Raw genomic sequence first — 19,592 nt, forward strand, 5'->3', positions numbered from 1 at the left:
GACAGGGGAGTTTTCAAACAATGCTATCCAAGACAATTTCCAAATTCAGCGCGCTTGGCGCCGGTACAGCCGCCCTTCTGGCTCCGGTCATCGCTTTTGCGCAGGAAGCGGCAGCACCGACGGCTGAAGCTGCGGCTGCGGCACCTGTTCCAGATAAAGCCGACACCGCTTTCATGTACCTCGCAACGATCCTCGTTCTATTGATGATCGTTCCGGGCCTCGCCCTGTTTTACGGTGGCCTCGTGCGCGCCAAGAACATGCTGTCCGTGCTGATGCAGTGCACCGTCGTCGGCGCAGTCATGATGCTCGTCTGGGTAATCTATGGTTATTCCTTCGCGTTCGGCGGCAGCACCAGCGCCTATTTCGGCGGCTTCGGCAAGCTTTTCCTTTCCGGCGTTACGCTTGACAGCACATCGGCAACCTTCTCCGAAGGTGTGGTGATCTACGAATACACCTTCATCGTCTTCCAGATGACCTTCGCGGCCATCACCCCGGCGCTGATCATCGGTGCATTCGCAGAGCGCATCAAGTTCTCCGCCGTTATTCTCTTCACCATCCTGTGGGCGACGTTCGTCTACTTCCCGATCGCACACATGGTCTGGGACGCGAACGGCCTGATCTTCGGCATGGGCGCTCTCGACTTCGCTGGCGGCACCGTCGTTCACATCAATGCCGGTGTGGCAGGTCTTATCGGCGCGATCATGGTCGGCAAGCGTACCGGCTATGGCAAGGACATGATGGCCCCGCACTCCATGACACTGACGCTCGTTGGCGCAGCCATGCTGTGGGTCGGCTGGTTCGGCTTTAACGCAGGCTCCAACCTCGAAGCTTCCGGCGGCGCGGTTCTCGCCACAATCAACACCTTCCTCGCAACGGCAGCCGCCATTGTGGCATGGTCGCTGGTTGAAAGCTTCACGCGTGGCAAGGCTTCGATGCTCGGCGCTGCATCCGGCATGATCGCCGGTCTGGTTGCTGTCACGCCTGCCGCTGGTTCCGTTGGCCCAATGGGCGCAATCGTCCTCGGCCTGATCGTTTCTCCGATCTGCTACTTCTTCGTCTCAGTGGTGAAGAACAAATTCGGTTACGACGACACCGCTGACGTCTTTGGCGTTCACGGCGTGGGTGGCATCATCGGCGCGCTCGGCACCGGTATCTTCACATCGCCGCTCCTCGGCGGCACTGGCAAGGCCGACTTCTCCATTGCTTCGCAGGTCTGGACACAGTTCGTTGCCGTTGCGATCACCATCGTATGGTGTGCAGTTGTATCGATCATCCTCTACAAGATCGTTGACGTGATCGTCGGCCTGCGTGTGCCAGTGGAAGCAGAGCGCGAAGGTCTCGACCTCGCATCCCACGGCGAAGCGGCTTACCACTCGTAAGCTCGACAAGCTGCCCGTCTTCGGCAGACAGGATAACAAACGAAAGCCCGGCGTCATCGTCGAGCTTTTTCTTTTCCCTTTCGAAAAATGAAAGTTCTTAACGAGTTCCGATGTGGTTAATGCCGCATTAACCACCGTGCGGCTATTTTGCCCTGTCATCCTTGCTTCAGCATCGAAGCTCCGGAAAAACAAAGAACGACGGGTTCAACATATGGCCAGAGTGAATTCCCCGGCATTCGAAGACCGAGATAACCGCTTCGTACTGACGGCATTTGTCATGCGACAAGTTATGGCACTGTGCGGCTTTGCTGTTTTAGCAGCGTTAGCCTTAGGTGTGACTGCGCTGGCTACATGGAACGTCGCAGATCCCAGTTTATCCTATGCTACGGCCAACCAGCCCACCAACTTGCTTGGGCATGGCGGCGCGGTGTTTGCCGATATCATGATGCAGTTTTTGGGGCTGTCTGCCCTGATCGCCATGCTGCCTGTCCTTTCCTGGGCATTCGTTCTTATTTCCGGTCGCAAGTTTCATCGCATTCCAGCCCGTCTTGTGGCTTGGCTGAGCGGAGCCTTCATCGCTTCCGCCTCGCTCGGTTGCTTTCCGGCACCAGCGACATGGCCCCTGCCCAACGGCATCGGCGGGGTTATCGGCGACATGATCCTGCGCTTCCCGGCCCTCTTCATCGGCGCTTACCCAACCGGCACCGCAGCGACTATCCTTGGCGGCATCCTTGCCCTCCCCGCTGCCTGGCTGATGCTCTTTGCATCAGGCCTGCTCGGCGCGGCAGATGACGATGATGACGAAGTTGCACTTCAAGCAGCGACCAACAGCCGAGCACGCAAGGTCGAGGAACTTGATGGCGACGAAGACGAGGGAGATGGCTTCTTTGGCAGCCTGCTCGCTTTCGGCGCGGTCACACATTACTGGTATATCACGCAGGCGCGTCTGCGCCGCATCTTCGGTTTCAAGCCGAAATCGCTGAACAATGAGTTCGAACAGCCTTACGACTTCAACGATTACGAATTCGGTACGCTGAACGAACCTTCGCGTCTCAAGACAGCGATCAATCGGCTGGATCAACGTTCCGAGCCTTCGTTTGAAGAGCGCACGGAAGCCCGCGCGCGCCGACAGATGTCTCCACCACCGATATCGATGGGCGATGAACCGGATTTCGACGACGAAGACGCCCTGCCGGATGGCGTCCTGTCGGGCGACGCGAAGTTCACGCCTCGCCCGCCAGCAGGCAGCCCCACCCGCATTACGGCACCTCCAGCCAGGCCGAAGCCGAGCGAACGCGGAGTGCGCGAAGCACAGACTTCCTTTATCGCGCCCAGTGGCTTCCAGTTGCCGTCGATCCACCTTCTTGCTGAGCCGAAGAATGTGGTGCGCGATAATACGCTGAACGAAGATGTTCTGGAGCAGAACGCCCGCAGACTGGAAGGCGTGCTTGAAGATTTCGGCGTCAAGGGTGAGATCATCCACGTACGTCCCGGCCCTGTCGTCACGCTTTACGAACTGGAGCCTGCGCCCGGCATCAAATCCTCCCGAGTCATCGGTCTTGCGGATGACATCGCCCGCTCGATGAGCGCCGTTGCCGCCCGCGTGGCCGTGGTGCCGGGCCGTAACGCCATCGGCATCGAATTGCCCAACCGCTCGCGCGAAACCGTCTACCTGCGCGAATTGATTGGCTCACGGGATTTCGAGAACACGAAGGCTAAACTGCCGATGTCTCTGGGCAAGACCATCGGCGGCGAGGCCGTCATCGCCGATCTGGCCAAGATGCCGCATCTGCTGGTTGCCGGCACCACCGGCTCCGGTAAGTCGGTGGCGATCAACACCATGATCCTCTCGCTGTTGTACCACATGACGCCAGAGCAGTGCCGCCTGATCATGATCGATCCCAAGATGCTGGAACTGTCGATCTATGACGGCATTCCGCATCTGCTCTCCCCCGTCGTTACCGATCCGAAGAAGGCCGTCGTTGCGCTGAAATGGACGGTGCGCGAAATGGAAGAGCGCTACAAGAAGATGTCGAAGATCGGTGTGCGCAACATCGATGGCTTTAACACTCGGGTTCAACAGGCGCTCGACAAGGGCGAAGTACTGACCCGAACCGTGCAGACGGGCTTTGATCGCCAGACCGGCGAGGCGATGTACGAGACGGAAGAATTCGATCTGAAGCCCCTGCCCTACATCGTCGTGATCATCGACGAAATGGCCGACCTGATGATGGTTGCGGGCAAGGATATCGAAGGCGCGGTTCAGCGTCTCGCTCAGATGGCGCGTGCCGCAGGTATCCACGTCATCATGGCAACCCAGCGTCCTTCTGTCGACGTCATCACGGGTACGATCAAGGCCAACTTCCCGACCCGCATCTCTTTCCAGGTCACGTCCAAGATCGACAGCCGCACGATCCTTGGCGAGCAAGGTGCGGAGCAGCTACTCGGTATGGGCGACATGCTCTATATGGCCGGTGGCGGCCGTATTCAGCGTGTCCACGGCCCGTTCGTATCCGATAACGAGGTCGAAGAGATTGTCTCTTACCTCAAAAGTCAGGGCTCTCCGGATTATCTCGAAGCCATCACCGAAGAGGATGAGGACGAGGATGGCGGCGGCCCGGCAGGCACCGGCAACATGGCCGAATCCGACGATCCTTACGATCAGGCTGTCGCAGTCGTCCTGCGTGACGGCAAGGCCTCGACCTCCTACGTTCAGCGCCGCCTCGGTATCGGTTATAACCGTGCCGCGTCCCTGATCGAACGTATGGAACAGGAAGGCATCATCGGCCCCGCAAATCATGCTGGGAAGCGTGAAATCCTCGTTCCAACCGAGAGCGATTGACGTTGACGATCGGCAAGCACAAGGGCCGTTATCTTTTTGAAAATGCGCTTCAACTTCAACCGAACATCAGCAACCAAGCCAAGAATTCGGCGTTATAGCATACGCTCATGTCATGAAGCCGCCGCGTTTTTTCGGCACATGAAATGCGATGAAGGAGAAAAGAATGAAGAATACCCCATCGGTCGTTTCAGCGCAGATTCCGGGCCTTGAAGGCAATGTAACCCGTCGCGGTGTGATGACCCTGTTTTCTGCTGCGGCTGCGTTCACCGCGCTTCAGCCGTTTTCCGCGCTGGCCCAGGGCGCAAGCGAAGGCGCTACCGCGCAGAAGATCGCGAACCATTTCTCGTCGGTAAAGACAATGATGGGCGAGTTCGTTCAGTTCGGACCGAGAGGCGAGCAGACGGGTGGAAAGTTTTATATCGCCCGCCCTGGCAAGTTGCGTTTCAACTATGAAGACCCGTCCCCCATGCGCGTTATTTCCGACGGAAAAAATGTCGTCATTGGCAATATGAAGCTCAAGACGTGGGACCTCTATCCCCTTTCCAAAACCCCGCTTAGCCTGCTGCTGTCCGACAAGATCGACCTGGGTAACCAGAAGGTCCGTGATGTGAAGGAAGAGTCCGATCTGATCACCATCGTATTGGGTGATAAGAGCATTCTTGGCGACTCGACGATCACCCTGATGTTCGACCCGAAAACCTTCGATCTTCGCCAGTGGACGACGAGGGATGCGCAGAACAAGGACACGACAGTCATGATCTTCAACGTGCAGACGGGCGTTAGCCTTGATGACCGCGTCTTTGCGATCAACTATGAAGAAGTCCGTAATCGCGGTTAATCTGACGGTGATAAAAAGATTCCCGTTTTCTGCATGATGCTATAAGCCTGCCTCCACCGTCCCCAAGGTCAACGGAGCGCAGGCATGACATTCTCTATAACCACCTGGAACATCAACTCCGTGCGGCTCCGCATGCCGCTCGTCGAGCAGTTTCTTGTGCGTTACAAGCCCGACGTCCTTTGCCTTCAGGAAACCAAATGCCCCAATGGCGAGTTTCCGATGAAGCCGCTGAAGGCCTTGGGTTACGAGCACGTTATCATCCATGGACAAAAGGGCTATCACGGCGTTGCCATAGCCTCGAAACTGCCGCTCACGGAAGATCATCGACAGGACTTTTGCGGCATTGGCGACGCGCGCCATATCTCCGCTATCGTACAGGTCGGCACCCGCAAAATCCGCCTGCATAACTTTTATGTACCTGCTGGCGGTGACGAGCCGGATCGCTCCATCAATCCGAAGTTCGGCCATAAGCTCGACTTTGTGGAGGAGATGAAGGCATTGAGCGCCGATAGCGTGCCCGGTACATCTTCCATTCTCGTTGGTGATCTCAACATCGCACCGCTGGAAAACGATGTCTGGTCTCACAAACAGCTCCTGAAAATCGTCAGTCACACACCCGTCGAAACTGAAGGGCTGCTTGACGTGATGAAACGGGGCAACTGGCTCGACCTGATGCGGCTGAACGTTCCCGAGAGCGAAAAGATTTACACCTGGTGGAGCTACCGCGCCAAGGACTGGGAAGCCGCCGACCGTGGTCGCCGTCTGGACCACATCTGGTCCTCAAACGACCTCGGTCCATCGCTGGACCGCATCGATATCCTGAAAGAAGCACGCGGCTGGAACCGGCCTTCAGACCACGTACCCGTGACAGCCCATTTCAAATTTTGAGGGCCAACCGGCCTTATGCAAATCGCCCTTGAAGGGCTGTGGCGCCTGACGCAAGGGCGGCGATGTTACCGCGTATCCGCTCGAAAACCACCTCGGCAACCTCAGGAAACTCTTCCACCATTCGGTGAAAGAGGATGCGGGTGATGCGAATGACTTCGGAATCTTCGGTCGCGATCGCCGTATATTTCCGCTCACACAACGTAAAAAGCGCGAGCTCTGAGAGAAGCGTCCCATTCCCGACCGTTGCCTGGACGGCGGCCTTGCCATTCCTGTCGCCACTCCACAAATCGAAGTTGCCGCGTGCGACGACGAAGGCACATTCTGCTGGAGAGTGTTCGCGAAACAGCATCTGCCCTTCGGCAATTTTTCTCTTCTCGGCCCCGAAAGCGATAAGACGCAACTGGTCGTCGCTAAACCCCTGGAACAGAGGAACCTTCGCAAGAAGCTGAATATCGTCTGTTAAAGCCATGCTCGCAGCCCCTGAAATTCACATTTCAAGGTTTTCGACCAAGCATGGACCGAAGACAATACCCGCCGCCTGAAAACATTCCTCAAGGTACGATCTTATAGCCGCCATTTTCGGTTACGAGAATCTCTGCGTTTGACGGATCGCGTTCGATCTTCTGCCGCAGCCGGTAAACGTGGGTTTCCAGCGTGTGGGTCGTGACACCGGAGTTGTAACCCCAGACTTCTTCAAGAAGCACATCTCGCGTTACCACCGCACTTCCAGCGCGATAAAGATAGCGAATGATCGCCGCTTCTTTTTCTGTCAGACGGATTTTCTTACCGTCTTCCGTGGTCAGCAGCTTTTGACTCGGCTTGAACTGGTAAGGACCTACCGTGAAGACTGCATCCTCGCTCTGCTCATACTGACGAAGCTGCGCGCGAACGCGTGCGAGAAGCACGGCGAAGCGGAAAGGTTTGGTGACATAGTCGTTTGCACCGGCTTCCAGTCCGAGGATGGTATCTGAATCCGTATCGTGGCCAGTGAGCATTATGATCGGCGCCTTGAAGCCGTTCTTGCGCATCAGCTTCACGGCCTCGCGTCCGTCCATGTCGGGCAGACCGACATCCATGATAAGGAGATCGACTTGGGTAGACTTTGTCGTCTGGATGGCTGCATTCGCGTTTGCGCCGGTCAGCAGCGAGAACTCCTCATAAGGGGAAAGCTGCTCGGCAAGCGTTTCGCGCAGGTCGTCGTCGTCGTCTACCAAAAGCAGTGTGCGGGCCGTCATGAGGTATCTCAACCTTTCTTTTTAACTTAATAAATCAATTCAGCGATTTGACACGCATACGTCAACCCTTTTTGCGGCAATTGCGAGGTGCTATGAATTCACGTCGAGCGATCTACAAAGCACAATCCCGTGAGAACAGAGTGATGGTCAAGAACAGTAAATCGCCAAAACCGACAATTTCATTGATCGTACGACCCGCTCCGCGCCTGAAAAGCCGCGCTATCGTGCAATTTGGCCAATTAACGTTTCAGGCCGCTATTGGTCGCAATGGCCGCACGGTACTGAAGCGAGAAGGTGACGGAAAAACCCCGATTGCCAACATGAAGCTGCTATACGGCTTCCACAGGGGCGACCGCATCGCCTCACTCAGAACATCGCTTACGATGCATCGCACTCAAGACAAGATGCTGTGGTGCGACGCGCCAGCCGACCCAAACTATAATCGGCTGGTCAAGGCACCCTTCAAACCAAGTCATGAGGAATTGCTGAGACAAGATGGGCTATACGATGCCTGTCTTGTCCTTGACTGGAATGTCAGGTCAAGGCGCCGAAATCTCGGTTCTGCGATCTTTCTGCACATGATCCGACCCGGTTATGAACCGACTGCGGGTTGCGTCGCGCTTCATCCCCGAGACATGAAGCGGATATTACCTTATCTCTCCTATGGGCGAAAAGTCCGTGTGCTTTGAATAGTTTAGGACATTGCCTGCAGGAATGCGAAGCGGTTCTGCGTCTTGAGGCCACGCAAGACAGTGATCAAGGCATTATGCGTTTCAACGAAAAGCGGACATGCAGGTTAAACACATAACCGCCATTTTTACCGCCGAAACAAAAAACCCGCCTCGAAGCGGGCGGGTTTTTTGACATTGATGGACAGGAAAACTTATGCAGCTTCTTCTTCCGGTGCATCGTCTTCTTCGAGCGCCTTGCCGCGCTTTGGGCCCTTGTTGAGATTAACTTCAACAAGGCGAACGGCTTCCGTTTCGGACATCTTGTTGACGGCAGCGATTTCACGAGCCATGCGATCAAGCGCCGCTTCGTAGAGCTGACGTTCGGAATAGGACTGTTCAGGCTGATTTTCGGCGCGATAGAGATCGCGAACCACTTCAGCGATAGCGATCAGATCGCCGGAATTGATCTTGGCATCATATTCCTGCGCACGGCGCGACCACATGGTGCGCTTCACGCGAGCCTTGCCCTGAACAACCTTCAACGCGCGTTCGACGAAATCCCCTTCGGACAGCTTACGCATACCGATGCTGACTGCTTTGGCGACTGGCACCTTGAGGCGCATCTTGTCTTTTTCGAAATCGATCACGAAGAGTTCGAGCTTCATGCCCGCGACTTCCTGTTCCTCGATGGCCGAAATAGTGCCGACGCCGTGAGCGGGATAAACGATCGCTTCACCGGTCTTGAAACCGTGACGCGCTGGAGATTTTTTCTGCTGGGTCGTCATTCGTTCTAAAAACTCCCTGTTACATACACCCGGAGGTCGCCGGGGTCGGGTCGGTCAGGCCCGGATGAGACGGGGGAAAGCCGTCAGGTGACTCCACACTGGTCCAACCGAGCACACAAAGACAAACCATCTCGCAATATGGTATTCGACAACACAAACGTTGGATATGTCACGGAAACCGCGTGCAATTTGATGACTTGCTTTCGTGGTGTTTTTGGGCACACAAATGCCGCGCTGTGGATCAGTTTTTCTGGTGTACCACAAAAATACGTGGAAATCAATAATTTGCTTCAACCGTGACTATGGAGTCACAATATCGTCTCGGGAACTCCCAGATTCGCACTTTCATATTTTCGAAAGTATTTGGTACCCAAAGAAGTTGTTTTTTAAATCGAATAAAATTTAATGACCCAATTGAAAGTGTTGATTGCCACTTAAACTATTCATAATTACGCGCCAATATCCGAATCGAATTTGACGGAAATTTTGAAGTTTTCGATGTTTCCCTCATCATCCCGCATCCTTTTAGAGGAAAAAAGGCACAATGGGCTACCGGAACAATCCAAAACGCGACAAACAGCTCGAAAAAGCAAAGAAACTGGCGAGCCAAACCGGAAAGCCCCATATCGACCCGGCCATACTATTTGGCCGCGCCAGCGGGGACGATATCGAGTATTACACACCGGAAATGCTTTCTGCGTTATCTCAGTATACGGTTAATGAACTTTCTGGCTGGAAAAGAGATATTCCTTATATTTCTGTTTCACAGATCGATGGTGTTTCGCCGCGCGATATACCGGTTTCGATCCTGACGATCGTCGGCAGGAATATGCCGTTCCTGTACGATTCCGTCATGGGGGAAGTGACAAGCAGCTATCGCAGCCTCTATCTCGCTGTTCACCCCATCATGATCGCGGATGCAGGTGCGCACGGTGGATACAGGCTGGCAGATCCTGAAATCGATGCGCCCGAAGACAATATCAGTCTTATTCAGCTTCACATTGCCCCTCTCACTGAACAAGCAGTAGAGGCGCTCACCGAACGGCTTCGTTTCGTTTTATCGCAGGTCCAGTCCGCCTATAGCGACTGGAGACCGATGCTGGCAAAGCTGGATGAAGCGCTGGGCGAACTGAAAGAGCGCGGTTCAAGCCGCCGCAAGACAGAACGCACGGAAGCGGCAGAGTTTCTGGACTGGCTGCGCAACGACAATTTCACCTTCCTCGGCATGCGCGATTACAGCTATTCCGGCAAGGGCAGCAATGCAAAGGTAGAGCGCGGCGATGGCGTCGGCCTCGGGATTCTAAGCGACCCGGACGTGCGCGTGCTGCGTCTCGGAAAGGACGCGGTTACCACTACGCCGGAAATTCTGGCGTTTCTCGACGGCCCGGATTTCCTCATCGTTACCAAGGCCAACGTCAAATCCATCATTCACCGCCGCGCATACATGGATTATATCGGCATAAAGCGCTTCGATAAGGAAGGAAATGTCGTCGGGGAGCTGCGCATCGTCGGACTTTTCACGGCAACGGCCTACACGCGCTCGGTAAAACAGATCCCGCTACTTCGTGCCAAGGTGGCCGAAATCGAAGATTACTTCGGCTTCGACCCGAACAGCCATTCTGGCCGCAACCTGCAAAACACGCTGGAAGCCTATCCGCGTGACGATCTGTTCCAGATCGAGAAGGATTTGCTGGTCCGGTTCGTAGAGCAGATCATGGAACTCGCAGATCGTCCGCGTGTGCGCGTTCTTGCCCGTATCGACCGTTTCGACCGCTTTGTGTCCGTGATCATCTATGTTCCGCGTGAAGAGTACAACTCTTATGTTCGCGAGAAGATCGGCGATTATCTTGCTCACGTCTATGACGGTCACATCTCCGCCTACTACCCCGCCTTCCCCGAAGGCGCTCTTGCACGCGTGCACTTCATTGTCGGACGCGTAGACGGTAAGACACCGCGGGTTGCGCAGGACAGACTGGAAGATGCCGTAAGCGACATCGCCGCCCGCTGGATCGACCATTTCGCCTCGCTCTCGGAGCCGGGTGCTCCGGTTCTCGATGTCGATCAGGCCTATCAGGAAGCTTTTACGCCTGAAGAAGCCATTGGCGATATGCCGGACATCGTTGCCACTGCCGCCGGAGAGCCGGTGCGGATCGAGTTTTATCGCAGCGCCGATCAGGCAGAAGGCGTGCTCTCGCTCAAGATTTTCCACCGCGATGGTCATCTGCCGCTGTCGCGCCGTGTACCGCTTCTGGAAAATCTCGGCTTCAGCGTCATCAGCGAACGGACCTTCGATATCGGCGTCGTTTCCGCCAACGACGCACAGACAATCGTTCTGCATGATATGGAATTGAAGGTTCAGCAGGGGATAAAGCTGGATCTTGCGACCTATGGCCCACGCCTGGAAGATGCGTTTCTCGCAGCCTTCAATGGCACGGTGGACAACGACAACTTCAACCGTCTGATTGTGGCCGCAGGCCTGACAGTGCGCGAAGTTTCCGTTCTACGCGCGTATGCCCGCTATCTGCGCCAGACCGGCATCGTCTACTCGCAGGAGCACATTTCCGAAACGCTGTTCAAATATCCAGCCATCGCGCGGCGCATTTTCGAACTCTTCGCCCATGGGTTCGATCCGAAGCTTGGTGAAAAGCCGCGGTTGCGGAAACTTTCGGACCTTCACAAAGCTATCGAAGCCGATCTTTCCGGCGTTCCCAATCTCGATGAGGACCGCACACTGCGTCGTTACGTGAATGCAGTTGATTCCACGCTTCGCACCAATTACTTCCAGCGCAATGAAGACGGTTCGCCGAAAGCGATGCTGGCCTTCAAGTTTGATCCGAAGCTTCTGGACGGATTACCCGATCCCCGCCCGTTCCGCGAAATCTTCGTCTACGGTACGGAAGTCGAAGGCGTGCACCTGCGTTTCGGCAAGGTCGCCCGCGGGGGTCTGCGCTGGTCTGATCGCGGTCAGGATTACCGCACCGAAGTTCTCGGTCTTGTCAAGGCTCAACAGGTGAAGAACGCGGTGATCGTTCCGGTCGGTGCAAAGGGCGGCTTCTTCCCGAAGAGCCTGCCAGTCGGCGCCAATCGCGATGAAATCTTCAATGCGGGCAAAGAGGCCTACAAAACCTATATTCGCACGCTACTCTCGATAACCGATAATATCGTCGGTGACGATATTATCGCGCCTGCCGATACGCTGCGTCTGGATGGTGACGACCCATACTTCGTTGTCGCGGCCGACAAGGGCACGGCAACGTTCTCCGACACGGCCAATGGCCTGGCCCGGGAAGCAGGTTTCTGGCTGGATGACGCCTTTGCGTCGGGCGGCTCCGCCGGTTACGACCACAAGAAAATGGGCATTACCGCTCGCGGCGCTTGGGAGACGGTAAAGCGGCATTTCCGTGAAATGGACACCGATATCCAGACAACACCTTTCAAGGTCGTTGGCGTCGGCGATATGTCGGGCGACGTTTTCGGCAACGGCATGCTTCTGTCCGAGAAGATCGAACTGATCGCCGCCTTCGACCACCGCGATATCTTCATCGATCCGACGCCGGATACGGACGTATCTTTTGAAGAGCGCAAGCGCCTGTTCGACTTGCCGCGATCCAGTTGGCAGGATTACAATCGCTCCGCCCTCTCACCCGGCGCGATGATCATCTCGCGCGCGGAAAAATCCGTGACACTGACGCCGGAAGCGGTCGTCGCCATCGGCATCGATAAGTCGGTCGCAACACCGTTCGAAATCATGACGGCGATCCTGAAGGCACCGGCCGATCTTCTATGGTTCGGTGGCATCGGCACCTATGTAAAGGCAGCCGTGGAAACCAATGCCGAAGTGGGTGACCGCGCTAACGACCCGATCCGCATCAATGCGACGGAAGTGGGCGCGAAGGTCATCGGCGAAGGCGCCAATCTCGGCATCACCCAGAAGGGCCGCATCGCCTATGCGCTTTCAGGCGGTCGCTGCAACTCGGATGCCATCGACAATTCGGCAGGCGTCAATTCCTCCGACGTCGAAGTGAACATCAAGATCGCGCTGGCCTCCCCAGTCAATGACGGGCGTCTGACCCTGCCAAAGCGCAACCAGCTGCTCTCTTCCATGACGTCGGAAGTGGCGCAACTCGTACTGCGAAACAACTATCTCCAGTCGCTGGCGATTTCGCTCACCGAGCGCAAAGGAACCGGCAACAGGGAGGAACTCGGTCGACTGATGGGCGCGCTGGAATCGGCGGGCCAGCTGAACCGCAAGGTCGAGACGCTGCCCAATGACGCGGAGTTCGGCGAGCGCTACGCTGCGGACAAGCAGCTGACACGCCCGGAGATCGGTGTCCTGCTTTCCTATGCAAAGCTGACCTTGTTCGATACGATTGTCGCAAGCGCCCTGCCCGACGAGCCCTATCTCCAGCATTTGTTGACGGATTACTTCCCGAGCAAGATGCAGAAGACCTATTCCGCCGACATCACCTCGCACCGTCTACACCGAGAGATCGTAGCGACGGCGCTTGCCAATCAGGTCGTTAATCGGGGAGGCCCGGGCTTTGTTCAAAAGCTTGTCGATGCCAGCGGTTTGCTTGCGCCTGCGGTGGTAAAGGCGGCAATGATCGTGGAGGACGGCTTTGGTCTGAAGCGCCTGTGGAGCGAAATCGATACGCTGGATGGAAAGATTCCGGGCGCAGTCCAAAACGACCTCTACGCCAAGGTCATGCGCATCTTCACGGACGCAACCCGGCTTTATCTGCAGACCGCCGGCACAATAACCGGTTCGATGCAGGACGAGATCGAGCGTTTGAAAAGTGCGATAAAGACGTTGTCCCCAGGTGCTGCGAAGTACCAGGATGAAATCGGAATAGTCGAGATTGAAGGTGTACCGCTGCCTCTCGTCAGGGAGCTGGAGGTTCTCGGTCTGTTGATCTACGTGCCTGAAATCATGCTAATTGCGGATCAGGCAGGCACCACGCTTGCCCGTGCGGCGGAAAGCTACGCTGCCGTTTCCTCTACATTCCGCGTGGGACGACTGCTGGAAGCAAGTCAGCGCGTTACGCCATCGGATCACTACGAGAGCCTTGCCCTGCTGCGCAGTCAGGACCAGATCGCCTCCTCACGCCGCCGGATCGTGATTTCGGCACTGACGGAATATGCGAAGGACAAAGCACCCGTTCAGGCCTGGTATGGGGCCGATCGCGTTCGCGTCAATCGGATCGTTTCCGAACTCGCGGCGCTCAGCGACAGTGGCGAGACGAACCTTGCACGGCTCACCGTGGCTGCGGGTCTGCTTTCGGATATAGTGCAGACCCGAAACCTATGATAGTCAGATATACGCCGCCCAGCGATAACCCGCCGGGCGGCGTGTAGTGTTCGTCATGTTCGGGGAAGTTGCGAGCATCTGCTGCCGTTTCGATCTTCGTGATGTGATTGGTTTCGCGGCAAGAGACCGAGGACAGCCCGCATCTAGGACCAGCCGAAAAGGTTGACGAATGGATCACCCCTCCCCGATGACCACAGCCGTCGTGACCAAGCGTGGCATTTGGGGCTGGATGCTGTTCGACTGGGCAGCCCAACCATTCTTCACAGTCGTTACCACGTTCATTTTCGGCCCCTACTTCGTAGCACGGCTGACTGAAGACCCTATTTCTGCGCAAACGACATGGAGCAACATCGCGACGGTTTCGTCCCTGATCATCGCTATTTGCTCACCGATCCTCGGCTCAATTGCCGATCAGTCCGGTTCGCGCAAACCCTGGATAGGCTTCTTCGCCACGATCAAGATTGCAAGCCTTTCGATGCTCTGGTTCGCCGCTCCCGGCTCTCCCGTCATCTGGCCCGCAGTCTTCATGATCCTGGCATCGATTGCTGCCGAATTTTCCATCGTCTTCAACGATTCCATGATGCCGCGCCTGACAACACCGCAAAACGTAGGAAGGATTTCCAACACAGCCTGGGGCCTTGGATACCTTGGCGGCATTGTGGTTCTTATCTTTGTCGTGCTGTGTCTGGCAGCCAGCCCCACAACCGGCGTCACTTTGATCGGTATCCAGCCCCTCTTCGGGCTTGATCCAGCAAGCGGCGAGGATGCGCGCATCACGGGACCGATCTCAGCCCTATGGTATCTCGTTTTCATCCTGCCGATGTTTTTCTTCACCCCGGACGCCGAAAAAGGACTTCCGCTCCGCAGGGCCGTCACCTCTGGTCTAAAGGAACTGAAGGAGACGCTGAAAGAACTAAAGCACCGTCCGGTACTGACGCGGTTTCTCATCGCCCGGATGCTCTATCAGGACGGCGTCAACGGCGTTCTCATTCTTGGTGGAGCATTTGCAGCGGGTATGTTCGGTTGGGCCACGATGGAAATCGGCATTTACGGCATCATCCTCAACATCGTCGCGATTGGCGGCTGCCTTGTGGCCGGTGCTGTCGACCAAAGGTTGGGATCTCGGACAACCGTACTGATCAGCCTTTCGCTATTGCTGGTCGCGACGCTCGGCATCGTGTCCACACAGGTGGATTCGACCCTTTTCGGGTTAATCCAGCTGCCGATCGACACGACCGAGGGGCTGTTCTCCACTGGGGCGGAGAAAGCCTATCTCATATACGGCATTCTGATCGGTCTCGCCTTTGGTCCAGTACAGGCCTCGTCCCGATCCTATCTGGCGCGAAATATCACCGTAGAAGAAGCTGGTCGTTACTTCGGCATCTATGCGCTATCCGGCCGCGCCACGAGCTTTCTGGCCACGATGTCGTTTTCGGCGGCAACATATGCTACAGGCTCCGCCCATGTCGGCATGGCTATGCTGATCCTGTTTTTAGGCGCAGGATTCATTTTGCTAATCCGCGTTCCCGAGAGGGCGTGATTAAAGCTGGTCGAGTTTGGTTTGGAGCGTGCGTAGCTGCGCTTTCAACTCATCGATTTCCGAAGCATCGGGCTTGCGCTGCTCCTTGGGCGATTGCGGCACGGGAAACGGCGTGAACATCTGCATCGCCTGCCGGAAAAGCTCCGTATTCCGCTTTACCTGCTCCTCCATCACCTGGAACGGCGCAGAAAAATTCTTCGCCAGCGACGCGTCACCGAATGCCTTTGACATATGTTCCTGCATCTGCGCCTGCTGTTCGGAAAACGTCTTCATCGAATGTTCGAGGAAGGTTGGAACGACCATCTGCATCTGATCGCCGTAATAGGAAATGAGCTGTCGCAGAAACGCGGTCGGCAGCAGAGTGTTGCCGGTTTTCGCCTCCTGCTCCACGATGATCTGCGTCAGGACCGCGTGAGTGATATCTTCGGAGGTCTTGGCATCCTGAACCTTGAAATCTTCGCCACGTTTGACCATTTTCGCCAGATCTTCCAGCGTCACATAGGTACTCGTTCCAGTATTATAGAGCCGCCGGTTGGCGTATTTCTTGATGATGGTCTCGCCGCTATGCTTTGCCATGCTCGCCTCCTCGCGATGATGGTATTTTCTTTTTCTTATCAGTTTTTGCTCTTCCCACTTTTGAGAATATGCTCGAATGAAGCGACCTGACAAATGTTTTGTGCAATGCGATAGTCAATTTATTGCGCAGCATTTATAACGATCAGGCACCAGATCATCCCTTCGGCATAAAAGCCTCAAGGTGCGGTTCGGCTAAGATCGATAGCGCACGCACTACATCTCAGGCATGACGTGTGCGTTGAAGCGCCCTATGAAGCCGCATCATCGAAAAGCCATCTTGAAATTCTTGTTTTCGCAACCCGTCACCGCAAAATCGCTACGCAATGTTGTGACATGCGCTAAAGCATCGGGTTACGAAATGAACATCGCATTGAGGATCGTTGGATGAGCCGAGTAGCATTGGTAACGGGTGGGACAAGCGGCATTGGCGCAGCAATTGCAAAGGCGTTTCACGCCGCAGGCTATAAGGTCGCCGTCAACTATGCTTTCAAGGAGGACCGCGCGACGGCGTTTCGCGATAAGACCGGCATACCGGCGCTGCAATGGGATGTCCGTGACTACGACGCCTGCGTAGCGGGTGTCGCAGAAATTGAAGAAATGCTCGGCCCTGTAGACATTCTCGTGAACAATGCGGGCATTACGCGTGATGCCATGTTCCACAAGATGACCCCGCAGCAGTGGCGCGACGTGGTAGACACCAATCTCACAGGAGTCTTCAACATGACGCATCCAGTTTGGCCCGGCATGCGGGAGCGCGGCTTCGGACGCATCATTACCATATCTTCGATAAACGGCCAGAAAGGACAGGCGGGACAAGTCAATTACTCTGCTGCAAAAGCGGGAGATATCGGCTTCACCAAGGCGCTGGCGCAGGAAGGAGCCTCCCGCAACATCACTGTCAACGCCATCTGCCCTGGCTACATTGGAACAGAGATGGTGCGGGCAATTCCCCAGAGCGTTCTCGACGAACGCATCCTGCCGCAAATCCCTGTTGGCCGTTTGGGAGAGCCGCAGGAAATCGCCCGTTGCGCGCTGTTTCTGGCGTCTGACGATGCCGGCTTCATTACCGGTTCGACACTCACCGCAAACGGCGGCCAGTATTTTGCATAGGCGACGAGATATGTCGCCAGTCTTCTTCCCGTAAACTTTTTGTGATCGACGTGTAGCGGTTTTGCCACGAGCACAAAAACTTGATCCTGATTGTCATGGTCAACCTAGCTCCTAACATAATGAAAATACGAGTAAATTCGTTTAGTTTAGAACGAGTCTAATATATAAGAATGCTCAATATTAGAGGTTTTTCTTGACAAAGAATGTCCTATTTTGGTTTAAGAACGAAAACAAAGTGTTGCGTGATACAGGCAATGAACCATGCTCGTTTGCAGCTGCAATTACATCACTGATAACGACATCAAAGATGTCATCAATGAGCTTCTCGATGAAGACTGTTGGCAGCTCATCGTGCCTGCCAAGGTGTATCACGCCATGGAAAAACGAGGCCGCTGCTGTGGCTGTTTTCCAACCGTCGTTGACCTGATTATTAAGACCACCGAAGAATATCATGCCCGTCGCCACTCGACGCAGGCCGATGTTTTTGATTTTATGTCCCGCCTGAGACAATTGCATGAAGACAACAGGAGAGCGGACATTGAAAGGCGACAAAAAAGTCATCGAGCAGCTTAACGAGGCATTGTTCCTCGAACTCGGTGCGGTCAACCAGTACTGGCTTCATTACCGGCTTTTGAACGACTGGGGCTATACGAAACTCGCCAAGAAAGAGCGCGCTGAATCCATCGAGGAAATGCAGCACGCCGACAAGATCATCGACCGCATTATCTTTCTTGAGGGCCACCCTAACCTTCAGACCGTCGCACCTCTGCGCATCGGCCAGAACGTGAAGGAAGTGCTGGAAGCGGATCTGGCGGGTGAGTACGACGCTCGTACCGCTTACAAGAAGTCCCGCGATATCTGTCATGATGCGGGTGATTATGTTTCAATGAAGCTGTTTGAAACGCTGCTCATCGATGAGGAAGGCCATATCGACTTCCTCGAGACGCAGCTCGACCTGCTTAACAAGATCGGTGAAGCCAAGTACGGCCAGCTCAACGCTGATTCCGCAGACGCTGCCGAATCCGAGTGATAGGCTGAGACATCATTAAAAAAGGCGGCAAATTGCCGCCTTTTTTAGTTTAAGACCTCTCCCAGCGACTGACGTCAAAGGCAAAGCTGTATCCGCCTGCACCGTGCGCACAGGGAGAGCCAGCTCGGAAAGTTGCGCCTGAGCGTCGCCAGCCATCTGACGATGGCCGGATAATGGCTGTTTACAGGGCCTTGAATTCCGCTAGAACTGCGTCACCCATTTCAGATGTGCTGACCTGACGCGAGCCTTCCGCCATGATGTCGGCAGTGCGGATGCCCTTTTCGAGGACATTAGCGATTGCCGCCTCAAGCTTCGTCGCATCTTCGACCATGTTGAAGGAATAGCGCAGGCACATGGCAAAGGAGGCGATCATCGCGATGGGGTTGGCAATCCCCTTGCCTGCGATATCGGGTGCGGAGCCATGAACAGGCTCATACATTGCCTTGCGCTTGCCGGTCTTGGCATCGGGTGCGCCGAGAGACGCGGATGGCAACATGCCGAGTGAGCCGGTCAGCATCGCCGCTACGTCGGACAGCATGTCGCCAAACAAGTTATCGGTGACGATAACGTCGAACCGCTTGGGCTTGCGTACCAGTTGCATGCCACCGGCATCGGCCAGCATATGCTCCAGCTGCACATCCTTGTATTTCGCCGCTTGTGTTTCGGTCACAACCTGGTTCCAGAGCACACCGGATTTCATGACGTTGCGCTTTTCCATGGAGCAGACGCGGTTGTCGCGCGTGCGGGCAAGTTCGAAGGCGACGCTCGCAATGCGCTCGATCTCAAATGTGTCATAGATTTGTGTATCGATGCCGCGCTTCTGGCCGTTGCCGAGGTCGATGATCTGCTTCGGCTCACCGAAATAAACGCCACCCGTCAGCTCGCGAACGATGAGGATATCAAGTCCTTCGACAAGCTCGTGCTTCAGCGACGAAGCAGAAGCAAGGGCCGGATAGCAGATGGCGGGACGCAGATTGGCGAACAGTTCCAGATCCTTGCGCAGACGCAGCAGGCCCGCTTCCGGGCGTACTTCATAAGGAACGCCATCCCACTTCGGTCCACCTACGGCGCCAAACAGGATGGCATCGGCAGCAAGAGCCTTTTCCATGTCCGCATCGGAAATTGCAACGCCGTGCGCATCGTAGGCGCAACCGCCGACGAGACCTTCCTCGACGGTAAAGCCTGCGTTCTTATCGCTGTTCATGTAATCGATCAGCTTGCGGACTTCGGCCATGGCCTCCGGGCCAATGCCATCTCCGGGCAGCAGGAAGAGCGAACGCACCGTCATGAAAATCCTCCTTGGCGCGCTGAAGGACTGGAGCCGTTCAGGACGCGCACGTCAAAAATCCGTGTGTCGCAACATAGCGCTGCGAGATGTTGGCTTCTTAAC

General features: G+C 55.6%; 15 protein-coding genes. 10 read left to right on the forward strand and 5 right to left on the reverse strand.

Annotated features, from left to right (window positions below; translation table 11 throughout):
• Window positions 1-20: 20 nt before the first annotated feature.
• From G6L28_RS12370 to G6L28_RS12385, 4 genes are all read left to right on the forward strand, one after another.
• Window positions 21-1,379, forward strand: a complete 1,359-nt coding sequence (locus tag G6L28_RS12370) for an ammonium transporter (protein ID WP_174064094.1) — start codon at window positions 21-23, stop codon at window positions 1,377-1,379.
• A gap of 211 nt (window positions 1,380-1,590) precedes the next feature.
• Entirely contained in the window at window positions 1,591-4,221 is a 2,631-nt protein-coding gene (locus G6L28_RS12375; protein WP_174064096.1) for an FtsK/SpoIIIE family DNA translocase, read from the forward strand.
• Window positions 4,222-4,384: 163 nt separating this feature from the next.
• Window positions 4,385-5,059 carry an outer membrane lipoprotein carrier protein LolA gene (locus G6L28_RS12380; protein ID WP_174064097.1) on the forward strand — a complete coding sequence of 225 codons (675 nt, stop codon included), beginning with the start codon at window positions 4,385-4,387 and terminating at the stop codon, window positions 5,057-5,059.
• Window positions 5,060-5,143: 84 nt separating this feature from the next.
• Window positions 5,144-5,947: an exodeoxyribonuclease III gene (locus G6L28_RS12385; RefSeq protein WP_174064098.1), complete on the forward strand. Its 804-nt coding sequence runs from the start codon at window positions 5,144-5,146 to the stop codon at window positions 5,945-5,947.
• A gap of 13 nt (window positions 5,948-5,960) precedes the next feature.
• Here G6L28_RS12385 and G6L28_RS12390 read toward each other — a convergent pair whose 3' ends face one another.
• Both G6L28_RS12390 and G6L28_RS12395 read right to left on the reverse strand, forming a co-directional pair.
• Entirely contained in the window at window positions 5,961-6,416 is a 456-nt protein-coding gene (locus G6L28_RS12390; RefSeq protein ID WP_174064099.1) for a cyclic nucleotide-binding domain-containing protein, read from the reverse strand.
• 82 nt (window positions 6,417-6,498) lie between these two features.
• Window positions 6,499-7,182: a response regulator transcription factor gene (locus G6L28_RS12395; protein ID WP_174064100.1), complete on the reverse strand. Its 684-nt coding sequence runs from the start codon at window positions 7,180-7,182 to the stop codon at window positions 6,499-6,501.
• A 143-nt stretch (window positions 7,183-7,325) separates the two neighbouring features.
• Here G6L28_RS12395 and G6L28_RS12400 point away from each other — a divergent pair, with 143 nt between their 5' ends.
• Window positions 7,326-7,871, forward strand: coding sequence for a L,D-transpeptidase family protein (locus G6L28_RS12400; protein WP_174064101.1), 546 nt, complete (start codon window positions 7,326-7,328; stop codon window positions 7,869-7,871).
• Window positions 7,872-8,065: 194 nt separating this feature from the next.
• Here the strand turns inward: G6L28_RS12400 and G6L28_RS12405 are convergent, their stop codons facing one another.
• Window positions 8,066-8,638 carry a CarD family transcriptional regulator gene (locus G6L28_RS12405; protein WP_174064102.1) on the reverse strand — a complete coding sequence of 191 codons (573 nt, stop codon included), beginning with the start codon at window positions 8,636-8,638 and terminating at the stop codon, window positions 8,066-8,068.
• Between the two features lie 544 nt (window positions 8,639-9,182).
• Here G6L28_RS12405 and G6L28_RS12410 point away from each other — a divergent pair.
• Window positions 9,183-13,946, forward strand: coding sequence for an NAD-glutamate dehydrogenase (locus tag G6L28_RS12410; RefSeq protein ID WP_174064103.1), 4,764 nt, complete (start codon window positions 9,183-9,185; stop codon window positions 13,944-13,946).
• Between the two features lie 169 nt (window positions 13,947-14,115).
• The gene (locus G6L28_RS12415; protein ID WP_174064105.1) at window positions 14,116-15,486 is read left to right on the forward strand and encodes an MFS transporter; all 1,371 of its coding nucleotides are present in this window, start codon (window positions 14,116-14,118) and stop codon (window positions 15,484-15,486) included.
• Here the strand turns inward: G6L28_RS12415 and phaR are convergent, their stop codons facing one another.
• On the reverse strand, window positions 15,487-16,062 hold the full coding sequence (gene phaR / locus G6L28_RS12420) for a polyhydroxyalkanoate synthesis repressor PhaR (RefSeq protein ID WP_174064107.1): 576 nt from the start codon (window positions 16,060-16,062) through the stop codon (window positions 15,487-15,489). It lies immediately after the preceding gene.
• A 384-nt stretch (window positions 16,063-16,446) separates the two neighbouring features.
• Here phaR and phbB point away from each other — a divergent pair, with 384 nt between their 5' ends.
• The 3 genes from phbB (at window position 16,447) to bfr (ending at window position 18,202) form a co-directional block, all read left to right on the forward strand.
• Window positions 16,447-17,172: an acetoacetyl-CoA reductase gene (gene phbB, locus G6L28_RS12425; protein WP_174064108.1), complete on the forward strand. Its 726-nt coding sequence runs from the start codon at window positions 16,447-16,449 to the stop codon at window positions 17,170-17,172.
• Window positions 17,173-17,433: 261 nt separating this feature from the next.
• Window positions 17,434-17,745 (forward strand): (2Fe-2S)-binding protein, encoded by a 312-nt coding sequence (locus G6L28_RS12430; RefSeq protein ID WP_174064110.1) that lies wholly within the window; start codon window positions 17,434-17,436, stop codon window positions 17,743-17,745.
• Window positions 17,711-18,202 carry a bacterioferritin gene (bfr, locus tag G6L28_RS12435; protein ID WP_174064112.1) on the forward strand — a complete coding sequence of 164 codons (492 nt, stop codon included), beginning with the start codon at window positions 17,711-17,713 and terminating at the stop codon, window positions 18,200-18,202. The genes G6L28_RS12430 and bfr overlap by 35 nt, the downstream gene beginning before the upstream one ends.
• Before the next feature lie 181 nt (window positions 18,203-18,383).
• Here the strand turns inward: bfr and leuB are convergent, their stop codons facing one another.
• Window positions 18,384-19,490 carry a 3-isopropylmalate dehydrogenase gene (leuB, locus tag G6L28_RS12440; protein WP_174064114.1) on the reverse strand — a complete coding sequence of 369 codons (1,107 nt, stop codon included), beginning with the start codon at window positions 19,488-19,490 and terminating at the stop codon, window positions 18,384-18,386.
• Between the last annotated feature and the right edge of the window lie 102 nt (window positions 19,491-19,592).

It is taken from the genome of Agrobacterium larrymoorei, from assembly GCF_013322225.1.
Classification (GTDB): Bacteria; Pseudomonadota; Alphaproteobacteria; order Rhizobiales; family Rhizobiaceae; genus Agrobacterium; species Agrobacterium larrymoorei_A.